The 16627-nt window shown below is 66.7% G+C and carries 14 protein-coding genes; 5 read left to right on the top strand and 9 right to left on the bottom strand.

Features of this window, described 5'->3' with window-relative positions; translation table 11 throughout:
* Positions 1 to 890: 890 nt before the first annotated feature.
* The 3 genes from Pth03_RS37680 to Pth03_RS37670 form a co-directional block, all read right to left on the bottom strand.
* Positions 891 to 4229 carry a laminin G domain-containing protein gene (locus tag Pth03_RS37680; protein WP_203949287.1) on the bottom strand — a complete coding sequence of 1113 codons (3339 nt, stop codon included), beginning with the start codon at positions 4227 to 4229 and terminating at the stop codon, positions 891 to 893.
* 338 nt (positions 4230 to 4567) lie between these two features.
* Positions 4568 to 4816, bottom strand: coding sequence for a hypothetical protein (locus tag Pth03_RS37675; RefSeq protein ID WP_203949286.1), 249 nt, complete (start codon positions 4814 to 4816; stop codon positions 4568 to 4570).
* Positions 4817 to 6208: 1392 nt separating this feature from the next.
* Positions 6209 to 7924, bottom strand: coding sequence for an LVIVD repeat-containing protein (locus tag Pth03_RS37670; RefSeq protein ID WP_203949285.1), 1716 nt, complete (start codon positions 7922 to 7924; stop codon positions 6209 to 6211).
* A 289-nt stretch (positions 7925 to 8213) separates the two neighbouring features.
* On the opposite strand from Pth03_RS37670, the gene Pth03_RS37665 reads away from it, so the two are divergent.
* On the top strand, positions 8214 to 8864 hold the full coding sequence (locus Pth03_RS37665; protein ID WP_203949284.1) for a DUF305 domain-containing protein: 651 nt from the start codon (positions 8214 to 8216) through the stop codon (positions 8862 to 8864).
* A 228-nt stretch (positions 8865 to 9092) separates the two neighbouring features.
* On the opposite strand, the gene Pth03_RS41860 is transcribed toward Pth03_RS37665, so the two are convergent.
* From Pth03_RS41860 to Pth03_RS37645, 5 genes are all read right to left on the bottom strand, one after another.
* Positions 9093 to 9221 carry a DegT/DnrJ/EryC1/StrS family aminotransferase gene (locus tag Pth03_RS41860; protein WP_239119682.1) on the bottom strand — a complete coding sequence of 43 codons (129 nt, stop codon included), beginning with the start codon at positions 9219 to 9221 and terminating at the stop codon, positions 9093 to 9095.
* A 130-nt stretch (positions 9222 to 9351) separates the two neighbouring features.
* On the bottom strand, positions 9352 to 10407 hold the full coding sequence (locus Pth03_RS37660) for a serine hydrolase domain-containing protein (protein WP_203949283.1): 1056 nt from the start codon (positions 10405 to 10407) through the stop codon (positions 9352 to 9354).
* Between the two features lie 228 nt (positions 10408 to 10635).
* Complete coding sequence (locus Pth03_RS37655; RefSeq protein WP_203949282.1) at positions 10636 to 11970, bottom strand: sensor histidine kinase; 1335 nt, start codon at positions 11968 to 11970, stop codon at positions 10636 to 10638.
* Between the two features lie 156 nt (positions 11971 to 12126).
* Positions 12127 to 12732: a TetR/AcrR family transcriptional regulator gene (locus Pth03_RS37650; RefSeq protein ID WP_203949281.1), complete on the bottom strand. Its 606-nt coding sequence runs from the start codon at positions 12730 to 12732 to the stop codon at positions 12127 to 12129.
* The gene (locus Pth03_RS37645; protein WP_203949280.1) at positions 12729 to 12977 is read right to left on the bottom strand and encodes a hypothetical protein; all 249 of its coding nucleotides are present in this window, start codon (positions 12975 to 12977) and stop codon (positions 12729 to 12731) included. The genes Pth03_RS37650 and Pth03_RS37645 overlap by 4 nt, the downstream gene beginning before the upstream one ends.
* A gap of 84 nt (positions 12978 to 13061) precedes the next feature.
* Here Pth03_RS37645 and Pth03_RS37640 point away from each other — a divergent pair, with 84 nt between their 5' ends.
* The 3 genes from Pth03_RS37640 to Pth03_RS37630 all read left to right on the top strand — a co-directional run bounded on the left by Pth03_RS37640 (position 13062) and on the right by Pth03_RS37630 (position 15678).
* Entirely contained in the window at positions 13062 to 13634 is a 573-nt protein-coding gene (locus Pth03_RS37640; protein WP_203949279.1) for a TetR/AcrR family transcriptional regulator, read from the top strand.
* Positions 13635 to 13777: 143 nt separating this feature from the next.
* Positions 13778 to 14611 (top strand): alpha/beta fold hydrolase, encoded by an 834-nt coding sequence (locus tag Pth03_RS37635; protein ID WP_203949278.1) that lies wholly within the window; start codon positions 13778 to 13780, stop codon positions 14609 to 14611.
* Between the two features lie 260 nt (positions 14612 to 14871).
* Positions 14872 to 15678: a class I SAM-dependent methyltransferase gene (locus Pth03_RS37630; protein WP_203949277.1), complete on the top strand. Its 807-nt coding sequence runs from the start codon at positions 14872 to 14874 to the stop codon at positions 15676 to 15678.
* A 164-nt stretch (positions 15679 to 15842) separates the two neighbouring features.
* On the opposite strand, the gene Pth03_RS37625 is transcribed toward Pth03_RS37630, so the two are convergent.
* On the bottom strand, positions 15843 to 16163 hold the full coding sequence (locus Pth03_RS37625) for a hypothetical protein (RefSeq protein WP_203949276.1): 321 nt from the start codon (positions 16161 to 16163) through the stop codon (positions 15843 to 15845).
* On the opposite strand from Pth03_RS37625, the gene Pth03_RS41855 reads away from it, so the two are divergent.
* On the top strand, positions 16095 to 16625 hold the full coding sequence (locus Pth03_RS41855) for a hypothetical protein (protein ID WP_239119684.1): 531 nt from the start codon (positions 16095 to 16097) through the stop codon (positions 16623 to 16625). The genes Pth03_RS37625 and Pth03_RS41855 overlap by 69 nt on opposite strands.
* The last annotated feature ends 2 nt before the right edge of the window (positions 16626 to 16627 follow it).

Here is a 16627-nt window from a genome sequence, read left to right as displayed (position 1 = left end):
AAACGCCCTGTTTACGACTGAGGGAAATCACCTTCGGTACGAGAACGCCGGATCGTTGCCCGCGATCCGGCGTTCTTAATTTAACGGCCAGAGAGACTCATGACGCGCGTATCGGACAACGCGTTGACCGGCTAAGCAGAAATGACACACTGCGGCCAGTTTATCGCCCATTGAACTAGCCCCTACGTCTCAAGTGAATCGCCAGTCACCAGGTGGCTAGTCCCCAAGACCCGGAACCCGGTTCATGCGTGCGGATGTGATGCGACTTCGCGCGTCCAGCGTTGGCTCGCCGGAGAAGACCCACCCATGTCGCAGCTGTTCTAAAACCTGCAATTCAGCTGCGCTTTCATGCCGGGCGATGCCATCGCATAGGTCGGCGCACAAAAACCCACAGACCACCTTGGAGCACCGAGATCACCCAAAGAAGCGCTTGAGAAACATCAATATTGCGGAGTCACAGCTGAAACAACGTGCGTTCTTGCCTCAGGTCTCTGCATGCAAAAGCCCTGCAGAACGGAGCGCTGAAAATGAGTCGTTGGATACCCTCATCCGTTGGATTGTTGGGCCTCGTCGCGGCCGGGTGCGGCGCAATGTCCACGACATCCGTCGAGAACGCGACGAACGCCGCAACAGCACCGCATCCGATTGCCTACTCCGCTAACGCCACGACAGGCCAAGACGACGTCACCGACCTCTTCCTCACCCCCCACCGAGGCCGACCTGGCCGGCGGGCAAATGCGAACCGTCCCGGGGGGCAGCCTTACGCAGCTGAACGTCTGCGTCCTACTCAACCCAGCGCGAAGCCGATAAGGCCTGGCAGCGCGCCGAAGCCAAGCTCGAGGAGGCCATTAGGAGGGGCGGGCTGCCGTGCCCGCCCCTCTGGTGCGCGATCAGGCGCTGCTGGAGGCCGCGTAGATCTCCACGGCTCGCCGGGCATCGACCACGCCCTGGTAGACCCGGACCTCGTCCAGCGCTCCGGAGAAGAACTCGCTGCCGACTGAGCCGGTCAGCCTGCGCCCGACCTGAACACTGACGGTGGAGAAATCCCAGGTGTTCGGCCACACAACCTGCGAACCCCCGAACTGCCCGTTGACGTACAGGCTCACCACGCCGGTCACCGCGTCGAAGGCGAGTGTCAGGTGGTCACCCCGGCCCGTGGTCTGCGGTGACCCCGCACTGTCGTCAGCCGAGGTTTCCTGGGGCGTCGCGGCGTCCTGATCAGTGACCACCAGCTGCCACTTGCCATGGGCAGCGGAGTACCGAACCACCACGGCGGTGGCGTTCGGGCCGGCCAGCGACATCACCGTCTCGTCACCTCTCGGGAGCGCCGAACCCATCCGGGCCTGCGCCGCGATGGCGAAGCTGCCCCGACGGGCCAGGAGTCCGGCATCGCGTGAGGCGTAGGACTCAGGGGTGCCGTCAAGCAACAGGTGTCCGTCACCGGTCAGGGCCGACTCAGGAGCAGCACATTCGGGATCCAGCTCCGGTTCGCAGGAGGCGTCCACGTGGTAGATCGACGCGCCGCTGCCGAGGGCCAGACCGGCTTGGCCGGAGGCCTCCGGGGACACACCGTTGAGCACGTCCTCCAGCGGCCAGTAGGACACCAACTCCGGCGGACTGCCCTGTGCCGCGGCCAGTTCCTCCTCCGACACCATCCGGTCGTAGACCTGGACCTCGGACACCGAGCCGGTGAACGCATTGGTGTAGCCGGACATCGCCAGCTCCCGGCCGATCTGCAGGCCGCCGTCCGCGTTCCACGGGGTGGGGCGCGACACCGGAGCCGCCGCGGGAACGCCCTGCTTGTACAGCAGCAGCTGCTGCTTCACCGCGTCGTACTCACCGACCAGGTGGGTCCAGATCCCGGCTACCGCCGGCGTGCTGTCCACGACCCTCCAGTCACCCATCGAGTCCAGCGGCGTCACCGGCGTACGGAAGACCCACTTCTGGGTAGCGCCGTCGTAGCCGAGGCTGAAACCCGCGCCACCCGTGCCATCCTGGCTCACCACCGTCATGTCCTGGCTCGGCAACGACGGCAGGTAGACCCACGCCGCGACCGCGAACGACTTGTCCGTGGCCACCACCGGTCCGCTGGTGGACAGGTAGCCGCCGTCGGTGCCGTCGAGCTTCACAGCGACCCGGCTCTTCTGGTCACCCTGCTGGTCGACGCCGAAGATCGCGCCGGAACCCGCCGTCAGCACAGGATCACCCGGGCGTCCCGCAGCCTGCGGCGCGCCCGCAGCGTCGTCCAGCTTCCACACGGCCGCCGGCAGCCGGCCCGCGCCCACCAGGAACGGGTAGCCGTTTGGGTTCTTCTGGCTCTTGCCCGCTGCGTCCACCGCAAACACCGTCAAATCGTGCGGGCCCTCCCACATGGGCGTCCAGCGGATCGTCGCCGGCTTGCCGGCGCCAGTGCCCGCATTCACCGTGAGCTGAGGCTCACCATCGAAGAAGTATCGGTAGGCGACCACGTCCGAGGAGGCTGAAGTGAAGGTGAAGCTGCCCTCGTCACCCACGCCCGGGTGCCACTGGTCGTCGTCCGGGTACTGCGACGACGTCACCTCCGGCGGGGCCGGCGTGGTGTGGCCGTACATGAACTCGCATTTCACTGGGGACCAATCTCCCCAGGCCGTGCCATCATTGCCCCGCGCCCGCCAGGAGACCACGACGTTCTCGGGGATGGTGTAGGTGCTCGGCGCGGAGACCGTACCAGAGGTGCCGACCTTCGCCGAGAACATGTGCTGCCCGGTCTGGGTGTTGGAACTGCTGACGCTGGAGGTCGTCGCAGTGCCGGTGGTGAACGTCTTGGTGACCGTGCTGCCACCGCTCGGCGTCCAGGAGACCTCGAACTGAGCCTTCAGCGTCTCAGTCTGACCGGGGTTGTCGTTGTGGTCGTAGTCCTGGATCGTCGCGTACATCATCGGCAGGGAGTCGGTGTACGGACGGGACGCGCCGTGCACGCACGCTCCACCGGGGCTGATGGACATCGTGGACTGCGACGGCGCCAGCGGCGGCCGGTTGTAGGTGACCTCCAGCTGGCCGTTGCCGCAGAACCGGTTCCAGTAGGCGTAGCCCGACTCATCGCCCGCGGCCAGCCGGAAGGTCGTGGTCGCCCAGCCCGAGTCGGCCGCCTGCTGCACCGCCGACTTGGCGTTGAACCGCAGGTTCTGGTTGGTCGAGGTGCACGATCCCGCCCGCGCCGAGGTCGACGCGGTGTCGACGGCCGCCTTGGAGGAGGGCTGGTTGGACCAGTTGGTCGAGGAGCTGATCGCACTTGAGCCGGTGCTGTTCACTCGGGACAGCGCCACCGAGCGGGCCGTGCCGTTGTAGGCGCTGGTCAGCGTGATGGCGAACTCTGCCGAGATGATGTCCTTGCCTGCGAGGGACGAAGTCGGCACCGCATAAAACTGCCGCTTCACATCGTTGCTGCTCGCGCACAACGACGAGACATCGGCCGGGCACCGACCCACGCCCTCGTCATCGGAGAACTTCCAGTGCTCCTGCCTCGAGTGATACGACGAGACCATCGCCCAGCCGGACCGGGTGTAGGTCTTGGCCACCGGGTCGATGTAGAGCGGATAGGTCGCCGAAGCCAGCAGTTGAGCATCCGGCGTCAGTACGAACGCGTCGTCGCGCACCTCCAGTCCGACGGGAGCCACCTGGGAGTCATCGCCAGGACCTTCCCGCAGATCCCCCGGCTCGGACTCCCCGCTCACACCCGCCGAAGTCGCCCTCGACATCACACCGGCCGGTGCCGCCGCGGTGCTGCTGTCCCACATGATCGGCTCGGGAGCCTCGAACACCGGGCCTCCCGCGCCCGACTCCACCGCGGCGATCCCGCCCCCGGGCTGCTCCTCCAGACGCACTCCGCCGGTCTCGACCGGCAACTCGATCCGAGCGAGATCCGGGTTCGCAGCAGCCTCGGCGGACTTGACGACCAGCAGGTGCGAGTAGCCGTCAACGTCAGCCCGGACCACCAGGTCGACGTCCGGAAGCACATTGCTGAACGTTGCCGTGTTCCCCTGAACGTGCGGCTGCGGAAGCGACCCGGGCCAGCCCACCGACATCGTCTTCCCCGCCTGGCGCATGGTCACGAACGGGCTATCACCACCGCCGGATATGAACAATCCCACTGTCGCCGCCTTGGGCGACCACGTCCCGTCGGGACGCCGGACCAGTGTGGTGTCCAGATCCTCCCACTTGCCGCCCTGCCACGTCCGCACCGGCTGCACATGCTCAACCGTGGTGAAAGTTCCATCCGGCTGCGCATACGTCTCACTGCGATCCGTGCGCAGATTCAACGCCTCCACCCGCTTGCCAGTGGAGGTTGCCGCGCTCTGGGCGTCATTCTCCGAGTACGCAGGCGCAGCCGGGTCAGCCTCGACCGCTGCCGCAGGCGACGCCGTCACCGGGCCGTGCGCCGGGTAGCCCACCAGCCCCGCCGCAAACACCATCCCGGCCGTGGCAGAAACGAACCCACCACGCCATTTCCCGCGCTGCCACCTGGCTCCAGGCACGCTCTTGCTCCCCATCGTCCGTGCTGTCTCTACCTCTGCCCTACTGCGACGCCTCACTGGACCACCGCCCCGAACGCGACACCGTCCGCCGGGATGCCACCCTGGCCAGGCGCCCATACAGTGATCGGCGAGATGGTCGCGGCACCAACCGCGCTCCAGGGGATGCCGAGCACCGCCCGAGCACGGATCGGCGCGAACGACTGCTCCCGTGTGAACGACCTGTTCGGATTCGCCCACACGGTCGTGGTTTCGGTGCGTTCGTCGGTCACCTCAACGCGCGCCTTCTGCGTGCGCGCCGCCATCGACGCAGACACCGCGTCCTGCCGGAAGGCAACAGCAGCAGACTTAGACGTCGTATTCACCTCAGCGGCCTGCGTAGCCCCGCTCAACACGAGAAGTGGATCCACTAGCACCGTTGGCACCATGGCGACGAATGCCCTGCGGCCAATCCCTCGCCATTGCCGCGTTCTGACATGACGGCGCATATCGCCCCACACCATCGTTTCCCCGCCCTGGGCATGTTCTTCATGACCGGGCAAAGTCAAGCAATTAGGGACATAACGGTTCAAGCACGCCTAAGTGAACAAACGATCAACGTCACAACCTGCAGCATCGACGCTTACTCGACGGCACTAGGTAAGCGTCAGGTTAACCAGCCGTTCAGGGCCTTTAGAAATAAAGGGTAAGTAAGATCATCCGAGTCCGGGACACACCCCTGCGCACACGTGTGGCGAGAGTGATGTTGATCATAGTTTGAGTTTTCAGCATCCAATACAGTGTCGGCCTGCACCTGGTCAATCACTAAACGCATCCATTGACTCGAGGCTCCACAGGCTTCAATCGCTATGCGACAGCCCTTGGCGTGAACAATTCTTTGTGCCGCACGGAAATAAAGGACGGCATACAAATGCCCGATTCATCCCCCAATGCCCGATTTGGATAGGGCCTTGTGTCCCGGGCAGCGCCTACCCGAGACAAGACACCCTGGCGTGAGAGTCAGGGCAAGTTCTGCTTGAGAGCCCGCCGAAATCGTCGCAGCATGAGAAAGTCGCTGCAGAGCCGCCAAACAGCGATGAGCGACGCCGACCCCTACGGCTGAGCGTCGTAGCCACTACTCCGGCCGCGCTCCAGGCGCGCGGCGCTGATGATGAAGCCGGCCACGAGTTGGCGACCGCCGTCAGAGAGCTCGATCACGGTGACACAACAAAAAAGCCACAGCATCCGATCTTGGATACTGGCGAGTGACGGTCGATCCGAGGGTCAGATCGGGGTCAGACGATCAAAAGGCCGGACTCCCACACATGGGATCCGGCCTCTGAACTGCGACAACCTGGTGGGCGACACTGGGATCGAACCAGTGACCTCTTCGGTGTGAAGCAGATTGGCGAGATTGCCGACCTGTTGGGCAAGGGGCCCTGACCTCAGCCAACAGTCCACGGACGTCCGTACCACCCTGCGGGCGTCCGTGGCCGTTGTCACTCAAATAGTCACTCAGATCAAGAGCAGGCCCGACGGGACATCACCGAGAGCGCCGTCTCCCGACCTCACTGTCAGTCGTTGGGTCAAACCCCGCCGAGAGGCGCTCATCCACATCATCACTGCCAGTCGTCGCCATCGCCGACGCTGAACCGCCGGCGACTGATCGCACGACGGAGTTGAGGGGACGCGCCGGGCGGGGCGCCCCCTCTCGTCCGCTATGCCGTACGGTCGAGCGCGTCGGCGAGGTCGTTCAGCGACTTCGCCAGCGTGGCTTGCGCGCTGACGGAGGTGTCGAGCTGGTGGGAGACGGCGCGAAGCTGCGCCACGGCGGCCTTCTTCTGCGGCCCGTCGGTGAACCGCTCCGCCCGGTCGACGAACTTGCGAACGTTCGCGGCCGTATTGGCTTTCAGGGTGCCGGTGCGCAGTGCCTGCGCGTAGTAGGCCCGCACGAGTTCGAAGCTCGCCGGCCAGCTCAGCTTGGGCTGGTGCTGCGCGTTGAACCTGTCGAAGCCGACCGTCGCGGCGGCGTCGATCTCCGCCTGGTCCAGGTGCTCGCTCGGGGTCAGCGCGAACGCGTCGAACCCGCGGGCGATCTCGCTGCCGTAGATATGGCCGTTGTAGTAGTACGCGGACCAGAAGCCGCCGGTGACCAGGGAACTCGCGTTGATCGGGCCGCGGTCGAAGAACGCGATCTCGCGCGGGTGTGCGGAGTCGGTGAAGTCGAACGCCGAGACGCCGCCCTGGTACCAGGCCTGGACCATGATGTCCCGTCCGGGTACGGGGATGAGCGAGCCGTTGTGCGCCACACAGTTCTCCTGCGTCGTCTGCGCGACCGGGAGCTTGTAGTAGCTGGCGAACTTGAGCTTGCCGTCCACGATGTCGTAGATCGCGTCCGCGCCCCACGAAGGCTCGTCGGTGGTCCGGCAACGCGCCCCGGTGCCGCCGCCCCACTCGTCGGTGAAGATGACCTTCGTCCCGTCGTTGTTCAGCGTGGCCGAGTGCCAGTACGCGAAGTTCGGGTCCGAGACCTCGTCGAGCCGGACGGGATTGGCCGGGTCGGAGATGTCCAGCAGGAGCCCGTTACCCGCGCAGGCGGCCGCAGCCAGGCCGATCTCGGAGTACGCGGTGATGTCGTGGCAGTGGTTGGTGACCGGCCGGGGCGACCAGTTCGAGCCGGACGGGTGCTGAGGAGTGGCCGGGTTGTTCTGCAGGCCGTCGAGCGCCCCGGTCTCCGGGTCCGCGAACAGCCGGGGCTGGTTCACGATCGAGGCGTTCTGCGGGGCGGCCAGCGGCACCCGGATGATGTCGATCCGCCACAGGGACGTGTTCGGGTCGGTCGCCGCCGTGTTCGCGCAGCCGGCCAGTTCGGCGCCCGAGCGGACACCGGCCGTGCCGGAGACGTAGACGTAGACGTTCTCCGGGTCGTCCTTGCTGGTGACGAGAGTGTGCGTGTGAGACCCGCGGCAGGTCTGCACGGCGGCCACCTGGACCGGCTTGGTGATGTCGCTCACGTCGAAGACGCGGACGCCGCGGAAGCGGTCCGGGTTGACCGTGCCACTCGCGCCCTGGGTGCCGCAGTCCAGCCGTCCTCGGGTCTCCTCCACCGACATGAAAAGGAGGTTGCCGTACACGGACATATCGCCTTGGCCGCCGGGGCACACCACGGACGTGGTCAGGACCGGGTTCGAGGGTGCGGAGATGTCGTAGATGTTGAAGCCGTTGAAGTTGCCCACGAACGCGTACTTGCCGCTGAACGCCATGTCGGAGTTGGCGTACGACAGGTTGCCCGGGTTGGAGGGCTGGTAGAAGCCCTCGGGCCGATCCTGGTGGGCCAGGAGCTCCAGCCCGCTGGCGGCCTGCTGGGCATCGAGCCACCCGGCGCCCAGCCCGATTCGTGGATCGGCGTCATCGGCCATCGCCGTCGCGGGCATGAGTCCCACCAGGACCGTTCCCGCGGCGATGACACTGAGTTTGCGTAACCAAGCACGTCCCCAATGTGCCGTACGGCCGATATGCATCGGTCGCACCCTCCTTTTCTGGGTCTTTCTGGCATGACTACGCGCCGCGTGACTTAACCACTGGATGTCTTATGTCCAGCCAATCCGGCAAGATCTACGCGATGCTGGGGAGACAGTAACTGAATTTTCGGTAAATGTGCTATAGGTGTCACATCCTCCGGTTTAGCCCGGCCCCCAGCACGTTCGGAAGCAAGCGCAGACCATGAAGTCATCGAAACTGTTCCAGCGGTTCCTTCCGCCTCTGCTGATCGCTGCCACGCTCACCGCGTGTACGGCCGAAGGCCCGAAAGCGACCGTCGTTCAGCCGGGAGCGCCAGGACAGACCAGCAAGGTACTTCCCGCCGACGAGGTGCCGCGCTCCGACGGACGCGAGTACACCGACGCCGACGTGCGATTCATGCAAGGCATGATCCGACACCACTCCCAGGCGTTGCGGATGACCGGTCTGGTCGCGGGCCGTAGCGCGAGCAAGGACCTCCCGCGGCTCGCCAAGCGGATCGAGGTCTCGCAGCAGGATGAGATCGGGCTGATGGTGCGCTGGCTTCGGGCGCGGCTCCAGCAGGTGCCCAGCGTGGATTCCGGCCACGACCATCAGAGCGGCGATCTGATGCCGGGAATGCTCACCGAGGAGCAGATGGCCGAACTGCAGAACGCCAAGGGCGCGACATTCGACCGGCTGTTTTACCGGTACATGATTCAGCACCACATGGGCGCGCTGCAGATGGTGGAGCAGCTCTATGCCGACAAGGGAGGCCAGGAACCGGAAATCGACCAGTTCGCCGGCCATGTCGACGCCGACCAGCGCATCGAGATCGACCGGATGCAGAAACTGCTCGCCCCGATGGGGGGATAAACGGGACAACGGGTCATTTCCATGATCGGGTGACGTGGAAACGCGGGGTCCCGGCTCATACCGGGGCCCCGCGCCGTATCCGGTTCAGGCATCGACTACCGAAACGAGGCCTATCACCGGGATCACCATCGGGTCGAAGTCAGCCGGCCTGTCGTCCTGATCTACTTCGATGCCGCCTGCACGGTTCTCGACCACTACACCTCTCGGTGGCTCGTCGACAGCCATTCATTAGGCCCTGAGCTGGCGCGCTTCCAGGACGGCCTCCCGGCCGAAGGAAGTGGTCATGCCCGGGTAGCACGGCAGCGACAGCTGCCGCGCGGCGGCGGACTCGGTCACCGGCAGCGGCCGGTCAGCCACGCCGGTGTAGGTTGCTGTAAAGCACGCCGTCCGATGACCAGCCTTTGTCATCCGGTCCCTAGCTGGTGGACCGAGACCCTAGGGCCGCCAGGCCCGATCGCAGGTTCCGTCTTCCGCCGCCACGCCCGGTCTACTCGGGGATCGGGCCGAGCCCGAGAACGGCGCGCAGAGCGTTCTCCAGGTCAGTGGCGCGATCGAAATCGCCGACATGGCCGGTGAGGAAGGCGAAAGTGTAGCCGTCGGCGGCGCCGGCATAGTTGCCGCCCAGGCCGCCCATACCGTAGTCGTCACCGTAGATGCCGAAGCCCAGCCCCCAGGTCGCCTGTGCCCCGAAGACCGCGTCCATCCCCGAGCATTGGGCGGTGGTGGCCTCGGCGAGCAGGTCGGCTGACAGCAGCCGCGGCAATGCGGCGTAGAACCCGGCGGCTGCCCGGGCGGTGCCGTGGCCGTTGATAGCGGGGATCTCGGCGGCCCGCCAGGCGGCGGAGTTGACCACAGCCGGGTCCTGGGCACCGGGCGGATTGCCGATCGCCCGGTGGTAGAGGTCGGGTTTGCCGTCCAGCGCGGCAGCCCGGTAGGCCGAGGTCAAGCCAGTCAGCTCGATCGCCCGTGCCTGTTCAGCTGGGCCGAGGCCGATGTGAAAGTCCAGCTCGTGAGGGCCGCAGACCTCCTCAGCGAGAAAGCGGCCGAGCGTCCGCCCGTCGGTGCGCCGGACCAGTTCGCCGACCAGGTGCCCGTAAAACAATGCCGACTCGCCGTGCGCGGTGCCCGGCTCCCACGACGGCTCCTGCGCGGCAAGAAGCACGCATATCCGGTCCCAGTCGTAGAAGGTCTCGGTGGGTACCAACTGGTCCAGTGCCACCACGCCCGCCTGGTGCGACAGGACATGTCGTACGGTCGCCGGCACAGCGAACTCGGGCCAGTAGCGCCGCATCGGGGCGTCCAACTCCAGCACGCCCCGATCCACGAGGAGCAACACACAGACCGCTGCGAACGGTTTGGTTACGGAGTACGGCATGACGATGCTGTCGCGTGACCAGCCGGGGCCGCCCCACAGGTCGACGATCCATCGGCCGTCCAACTGGGCGGCAACCGCCGCCCCCGCTCCTCCAGCCTGTCGCTTCAGGACATCGGCGAAAACGTCCCTTACCTGCTCGAAACCCGGTTCCACGGTTCCGTTGACCATGGTCACCCACCCTAGGAGCGGAGGTCAGCCGAAGCCAACCGGGATTCGGTCACGACAGTACGGGCGGCAGCCTGGTCGCGAACCAACCCGATCAGGCTGTAGAGTCCCGCGACCGTGGCCAGCCTTGCGGCGGCGTCGAGAATCGCGTTCCGGCTGCGGAGGCCGTCCGAACGAGGTCGGCGCTCAGCTCGCGCGTTTGGCGGACCGAACGCTGCGGAGATCGACAGGCTATGGCTGGACAGGCTCCCGAGGCCGGTCCAGCAGCGGGAGCCGGAGCACGAACCGCGCTCCCTTCGGGGAGTCCTCGATCGTGAGAGACCCGTGGTGGGCGTTGACCATCTCATGGCAGAGGGCCAGGCCGAGCCCGCCACCGCCGGGATCCAGGCGCCGCCCCTCTGCCAGGCGGACGAACGGTTCGAAGACCCGTTCCCGGTCCTCCGGCGCGATGCCGTCACCGTCGTCCTGAACGGTCACGACGGCCTGCTCGCCGGCGCACGCCACGGTGACTTCGACGCGGGAGTGCGCGTGCCGCTGCGCGTTCGTCAACAGGTTGCGCAGTACGCCGGCCAGTTGCACCCGGGCTCCGAGAACGGTGGGGCGGCACGTCGCCTTGAGAAGGATCGGCCTGCCGAAGGACAGTGAGCTGATCTCCTCCTGGAGCAGGGCCGGCAGGTTGAGCGGCTCGCCGGCGGACACGCGGGTCTCGATGATCCTGGTGTAAGCCAACAGATCGTCGAGGATCGCCTGGAAGCGTTCCGTGGTGTGCAGGGCCGTCTCGATCGTCTCACGCGGATCCACCTCCTGGGGGTAGAGCAGGGCCTCATCCAGCTGGGTGTGCAGGGCGGCGACCGGCGACCGGAGCTCGTGCGAGGCCGTCGAGGCGAAACGCCGCTGGTAGGACACTGCCTCCTCCAACCGTTCGAGGTACCTGTTCGAATTGCGCGCGAGATGGGCGATCTCGTCGTTGCCGGGCGGTGTCGGGACCCGCAGGCTCAGGTCCCTGGCCGTGGCCTCGCCCATCTTGTCGCTGATCGCCCGCACCGGGCGCAGGGTCCGGCCCACCAGCAGCCAGGTGGCCCAGGCCCCAGCGGCGGAGCCGAGGAGGATCGCGGCTCCGATGCCGACTTCCACAAGGTGGTCCCCCAGGCCGGAGGGTTGCGCGACACCGGCGTAGACGAAATGTGGCCGGCCGCTCCACACCGTGGAGGACGCCTGCGGACTGAGCCGGAAGACCGTGACGAGGATGCGACTGTCGCTCCAGGACGGGTGCACGGAGAGGTCGAGGAGCCGGTCGTCGGCGGGCGGGCGGACCGTGCTCAACGGTGGCTTGCCCGCCGCCGCCGGGTTGGCCGCCGTCACCCGTCCCTGGTCGTCGACGAGCTGGAGGTAGTCGACGTGCCGCACCGACTCGGTCGGCGGTATGTGCCCGGGGCGCATCGCGTCGGCCCAGGAGAAGGCGGCCCGGCGCGTGTCGTGGAAGACGTCGTTGTCGATCGTGGAGCGGATCCAGCCGTCAACGAAGATGCCGATGACCGTGAGCACGACCAGCAGCACTATCCCCACGATGAGGGCGTATCGGAGACGGATGGAGTGAGGGAAGAATCGAAAGTCGGCGCATGACCAGTGGTCGCGTCGGTCGGCCACGGTTCCTCCTCGGCGCCGAAGAATACATACAGATCATTTGATGGCACCGGCCCCGTCGCGGAGTCGGCAAGGTGCTCACGTCCCGAGCAGTCTCCCCACGCCCTGCCACAGCCGCGCGACAGCGTCGGGATCGTGGAACAGGTGCACCGACATGTTGAAACCGGTGAACAGGCCCATCAGCTCGAACGCCAGCTGATCGGGGTCGGCACCGTCCGGCAACTCGCCCACGTCTGCCGCTTCACGTGTCGCTTCGACCAGGTAGGCGCGCCATTGCATCATTCCGTCGACGACCGCGTCGCGGACAGGACCGGCGAGCGCGTCGTACTCGAAGGTCGCCATGCTGAACAGGCAACCACCCGGGCAGCGTTCCGGTTCTCCGGAGATGTAGCGGATCCAGCCCTCGGTCAGAGCCCGAAGCCGCGCACGGCCCGGAGGCGCCGCCGCCGTCGGCTCCAGCACGATCTCGACGATCAGCTCCCCTACTCGTTCCAGGATGGACAGCTGCAGCGTCTCCTTGCTCTCGAAAGGCCCGATCAGATCGGCCTCGCTCATATCCATGTCAGCCGCCAGACGCCTGATCGACAGCGCCCGCAGCCCTTTCACTAAAGCGACGGCCACCCCGCGATCGAGGATGTGCCGGCGCGCCGCAGCCGGGCCTTCCTGCGAGTTGCGAGGACTCATGACACACAGCCTGTTCGAGCTGAAGAACACCAGCAGACGAACGTTCGTGTGTTATCAGTCACTCTGAAGGGGCCGAGGCCGGCCGCCTCGGCGATCGGTTCGACGCGCGACAGGTCGGCGGCCACCCGTGACTCGATCAGCTCGCCGCCCGAAGCGGCCGCCTGAAGTCCGACCTCGACGACGGCGGCCTCGATCCGGGACCGGGCCGAGGTCCGCGTGGCCAGTTCGATGAGGTACAGCGCCATGACGTCTCCAGAGGTCCGGCATCGTACAGACAGGTCGGTCTTATGCATGGTACGGCATGGCGCAGAGGCACGTAGACTTCCAGGGTGTCCGCCCTCTCACCCGCACGCCCGGCCGAACGTCTGCTGGAGACCGCGAGCCGACTGTTCGCCCTCCAGGGCATCCGCGCCGTGGGGATCGACCAGATCATCGCCGAGGCCGGCGTCGCCAAGTCGAGCCTGTACCAGGCGTTCGGGTCCAAGGAGGCCCTTGTCGTGGCCTATCTCGAACGGCAGGACTCATTCGACCGGGCCGCCTACCGGGCCGCCGCGACCGGTGTGCCCTCTGGGCCGGGCCGGGTGCTGCTGTCCTTCGACCTGGCCTGTGTCGCGGCACAGCGGCGCAACTTCCGCGGCTGCCTGTACCTGAACGCCTTGACCGAGTTCCCCGACCCCCGCCATCCCGTGGCCGAGGCCGTGGAGACGCACCGGGTCTGGGTCCGGGCCCGTTGGGCCGAGGCGCTGTCCGCCCGGGGTGGCGACGGCGCCGCGCTGGTCGAGCGGGTGCAGGTGGTCTACGACGGCGGGGTCGCGGGGGTGAAGACCGCACGATCCACAGCGTCCATCACGCTGGCCCGCTCGATGGTCGCCGACCTCCTCGCAGCGGGCGGCCATGGATGAAACCTTTCTGTCTGGTAGGTTTTTAGCGACGGGCGCTCCTGCCGGACCGATGGGTCACGTTGCTGGCGTTTCCGTGATGAATCGACGCGGCGTGCTGCCGCGTCGTGGAAAACGATCGTTCTACGACTTCTAGGGGAGACATCGTGCCGTTCATCAACGTGGGGCAAGAGAACAGCGCCGCGATCGAGATTCACTACGAGGACCACGGTTCGGGCCAGCCCGTCGTGCTGATTCACGGCTACCCGCTCAACGGCGCGTCGTGGGAGAAGCAGGAGCGGGTGCTCCTCGCCGCGGGCTACCGGGTCATCACCTACGACCGTCGCGGCTTCGGCAAGTCCAGCCAGCCGACCGTCGGCTACGACTACGACACCTTCGCGGCCGACCTCGACAAACTCCTGACACACCTCGACCTGACCGACGTGGTACTCGTGGGCTTCTCTATGGGCAGTGGCGAGGTCACCCGCTACCTCGGCACCTACGGCTCGTCGCGCGTCTCGAAGGCCGTGCTGATGGCTGCAATCCCGCCGTTCCTGCTCAAGACCGACGACAACCCGGAAGGCGTCGACGGGTCCGTCTTCGAGGGCATCAAGGCCGCGGTCGTGCAGGACCGGCCTGCCTACCTCAAGAACTTCCTCGACAACTTCTACAACGTCGACGTCCTGGGCGGCACTCGGATCAGCGAGCAGGCCTGGCAGAACAGCTTCGCCGTCGCCATCGGCGCCTCCCCGTACGCCGCACATGCCTGCGTCGACGCCTGGCTCACCGACTTCCGTGGTGACCTGCCCAAGTTCGACGTTCCCACGCTGCTCATCCACGGCAACGCCGATCGGATCCTCCCCTACGAGGCGACCGCCGCCCGACTGCCCAAGCTGATCAAAGACCTGACCTTCGTCACGATCGAAGGCGGTCCGCACAACATCGCCTGGACGCACGCCGACGAGGTCAACTCCGAGCTGCTCGGCTTCCTGGCCAAGTAGCCGCCGGCAAGACCGGGACCGGGGATCGACACGGCTTCGCCGTCTGCCGGTTCCCGGTCACCGACCAGTCCGGGCGCGGTCGCACGGGGGCAGACGTGCCACGCGGAATCCGGTCCGCCGTTGTGCGGATGTGCCCGCTCCCCCAGGCCGCTCGAGTTGGTCGGGCGCTCGGGTCGCCGTCACCAGAGGTGAAGTAGCTGTGAGTGGCGGGAGCTCCGGGCGCCTAGACATAAAAGTCGTTAGCGGGTGAGAGACAAACTATGACATCGCGGCAGTACGCTGGCGAGGCAGGCAGCGCGGGAGATGTCTACGAGCGGCTGATCGTCCTTGCGGTCTTCACCCCCTGGACGCCCGAGCTCGTCGCGCTGGCGGCCGTCCGGCCCGGCGAGCGGGTCCTCGACCTGGCCTGCGGCACCGGGATCGTCACGCGAGCGGTGGCACGCACCGATGGCACCGATCTGATCGTCGGGCTCGACGTCAATCCGAGCATGCTGGCGGCGGCCCGCGACGCCGCGGCCGACCTGCCGATCGAGTGGCGGGAGGGCGACGCGGCCGCCCTGCCCTTCCCCGACGGCGCCTTCGACGTGGTCCTATGCCAGCAGGGACTGCAATTCTTCCCGGACAGGCCCGCCGCACTCGCGGAGGCCCACCGCGTGCTGGCGCCGGGCGGGCGGGCCCTCTTCAGCGTCTGGCGCTCCACGCGTGACACCCCCGGCTGGCGCGCGCTGGAGGAGGCGCTGGCACGGCGGGTCGGAGCCGAAGCGGCGGTACTTCCGCCCTTCTCACTCGGCGACGCACGCCGGCTACGCGCTCTGCTGTCGGACGCGGGATTCCGCGACATCCGCATCCGCTCCGAGGCGCACATGAGCCGCTTCCCCTCAGCCGAGGCATTCGTGCACGCGGCGGTGGCGGGCGCGCCGTCAATGCTCGGACCGTTGGCGGATCAGGGCGAGGCGGTGCTGGAGGCGATCGTGGCCGAGGTGGCCGCCGACCTGGCGACGGCGCTGGACGACGACGGCCTCGCCTTCCCGCAACCGAGCAACGTCGCGACCGCGGGCAAGCCCTGACGGCAGGGTGCCATCGCCGTAGCGCCGGCACAGGGTGGCGGAACAAGCTCTAGCTCACGCGCTGCTTGGGTCAGATCGCCCACAAGGCACTGACGACGATCGCTGGGCTGCTGGAGGGCGTCCGCGATACTCAGCTCCTGCTCACCCAGGTCACCACTGACCTGCTACGCCCGCCGGTGTCGGAGTTCAAGGCGTGGACGGACTTCGAGTTCCGCTCCCCCGAGTACTACATCCTGCTCACCGAGTTGGCTGGAGAACCCGTCGATTCGCCTCAGGGTCTGCTCCCCGACGATCTGGCCGGGAAGGTCAACGCTCAAGCGCTCGATGACACCCACCGTAGGGTCTCCCGTCGCGGCTACCAGGCTTTCGGCGCCCACTTCGCCCTCGCCCAGCGTCGCGTGATCCTTGGTGACGAGATGGGCCTGGGCAAGTCGATCGAGGCCATTGCTGCTCTCGCGCATCTCAAAGCCAAGGGCAGCGATCATTTTCTAGTGGTGTGTCCAAGGGGGCGGCACGTGGCTCGCCCCCTGGCCCTCACATCCGCCGCCCCTTTTGGGCAGCTCCTAACATTTGCCGACTTGCGGGCACCTGACGTGACCCTTGCTATCCCTGCAGCACTTGAGCTTGTGGTGGGAGCTGCATCTGTACCAGCACTTCGCGCCGGGCTTCGACTTGGCGCTCACAGCCGTCGGCACCTGGCACGACTGGAGCGTCATCGTCCTGAAGTGATCCGCGCCAGCCGACGCGGTCTGAGGACTCCGATCTGCATGATGGCGAGAGTGAGCAGCGCCGAGCCGAAGGCCAACGACATGGGCTTCCCCCGCATGAGTGCCTCCCCCCAGGTCGGGCCGATAGGCGGCGACCGGAAATTGGCGGTAGCGTCACGTCCGCGCAGCCCATCAGGGAAAACGCGCAGGTCGTTATGCGGGCCTGCCGTGCTCCGGTGACC

Origin of the sequence: Planotetraspora thailandica (assembly GCF_016863335.1) — a bacterium.
Taxonomy (GTDB): domain Bacteria; phylum Actinomycetota; class Actinomycetes; order Streptosporangiales; family Streptosporangiaceae; genus Planotetraspora; species Planotetraspora thailandica.
Note: the sequence above shows the minus strand (reverse complement) of the source record. Positions and strands in the feature narration are given on the sequence as shown.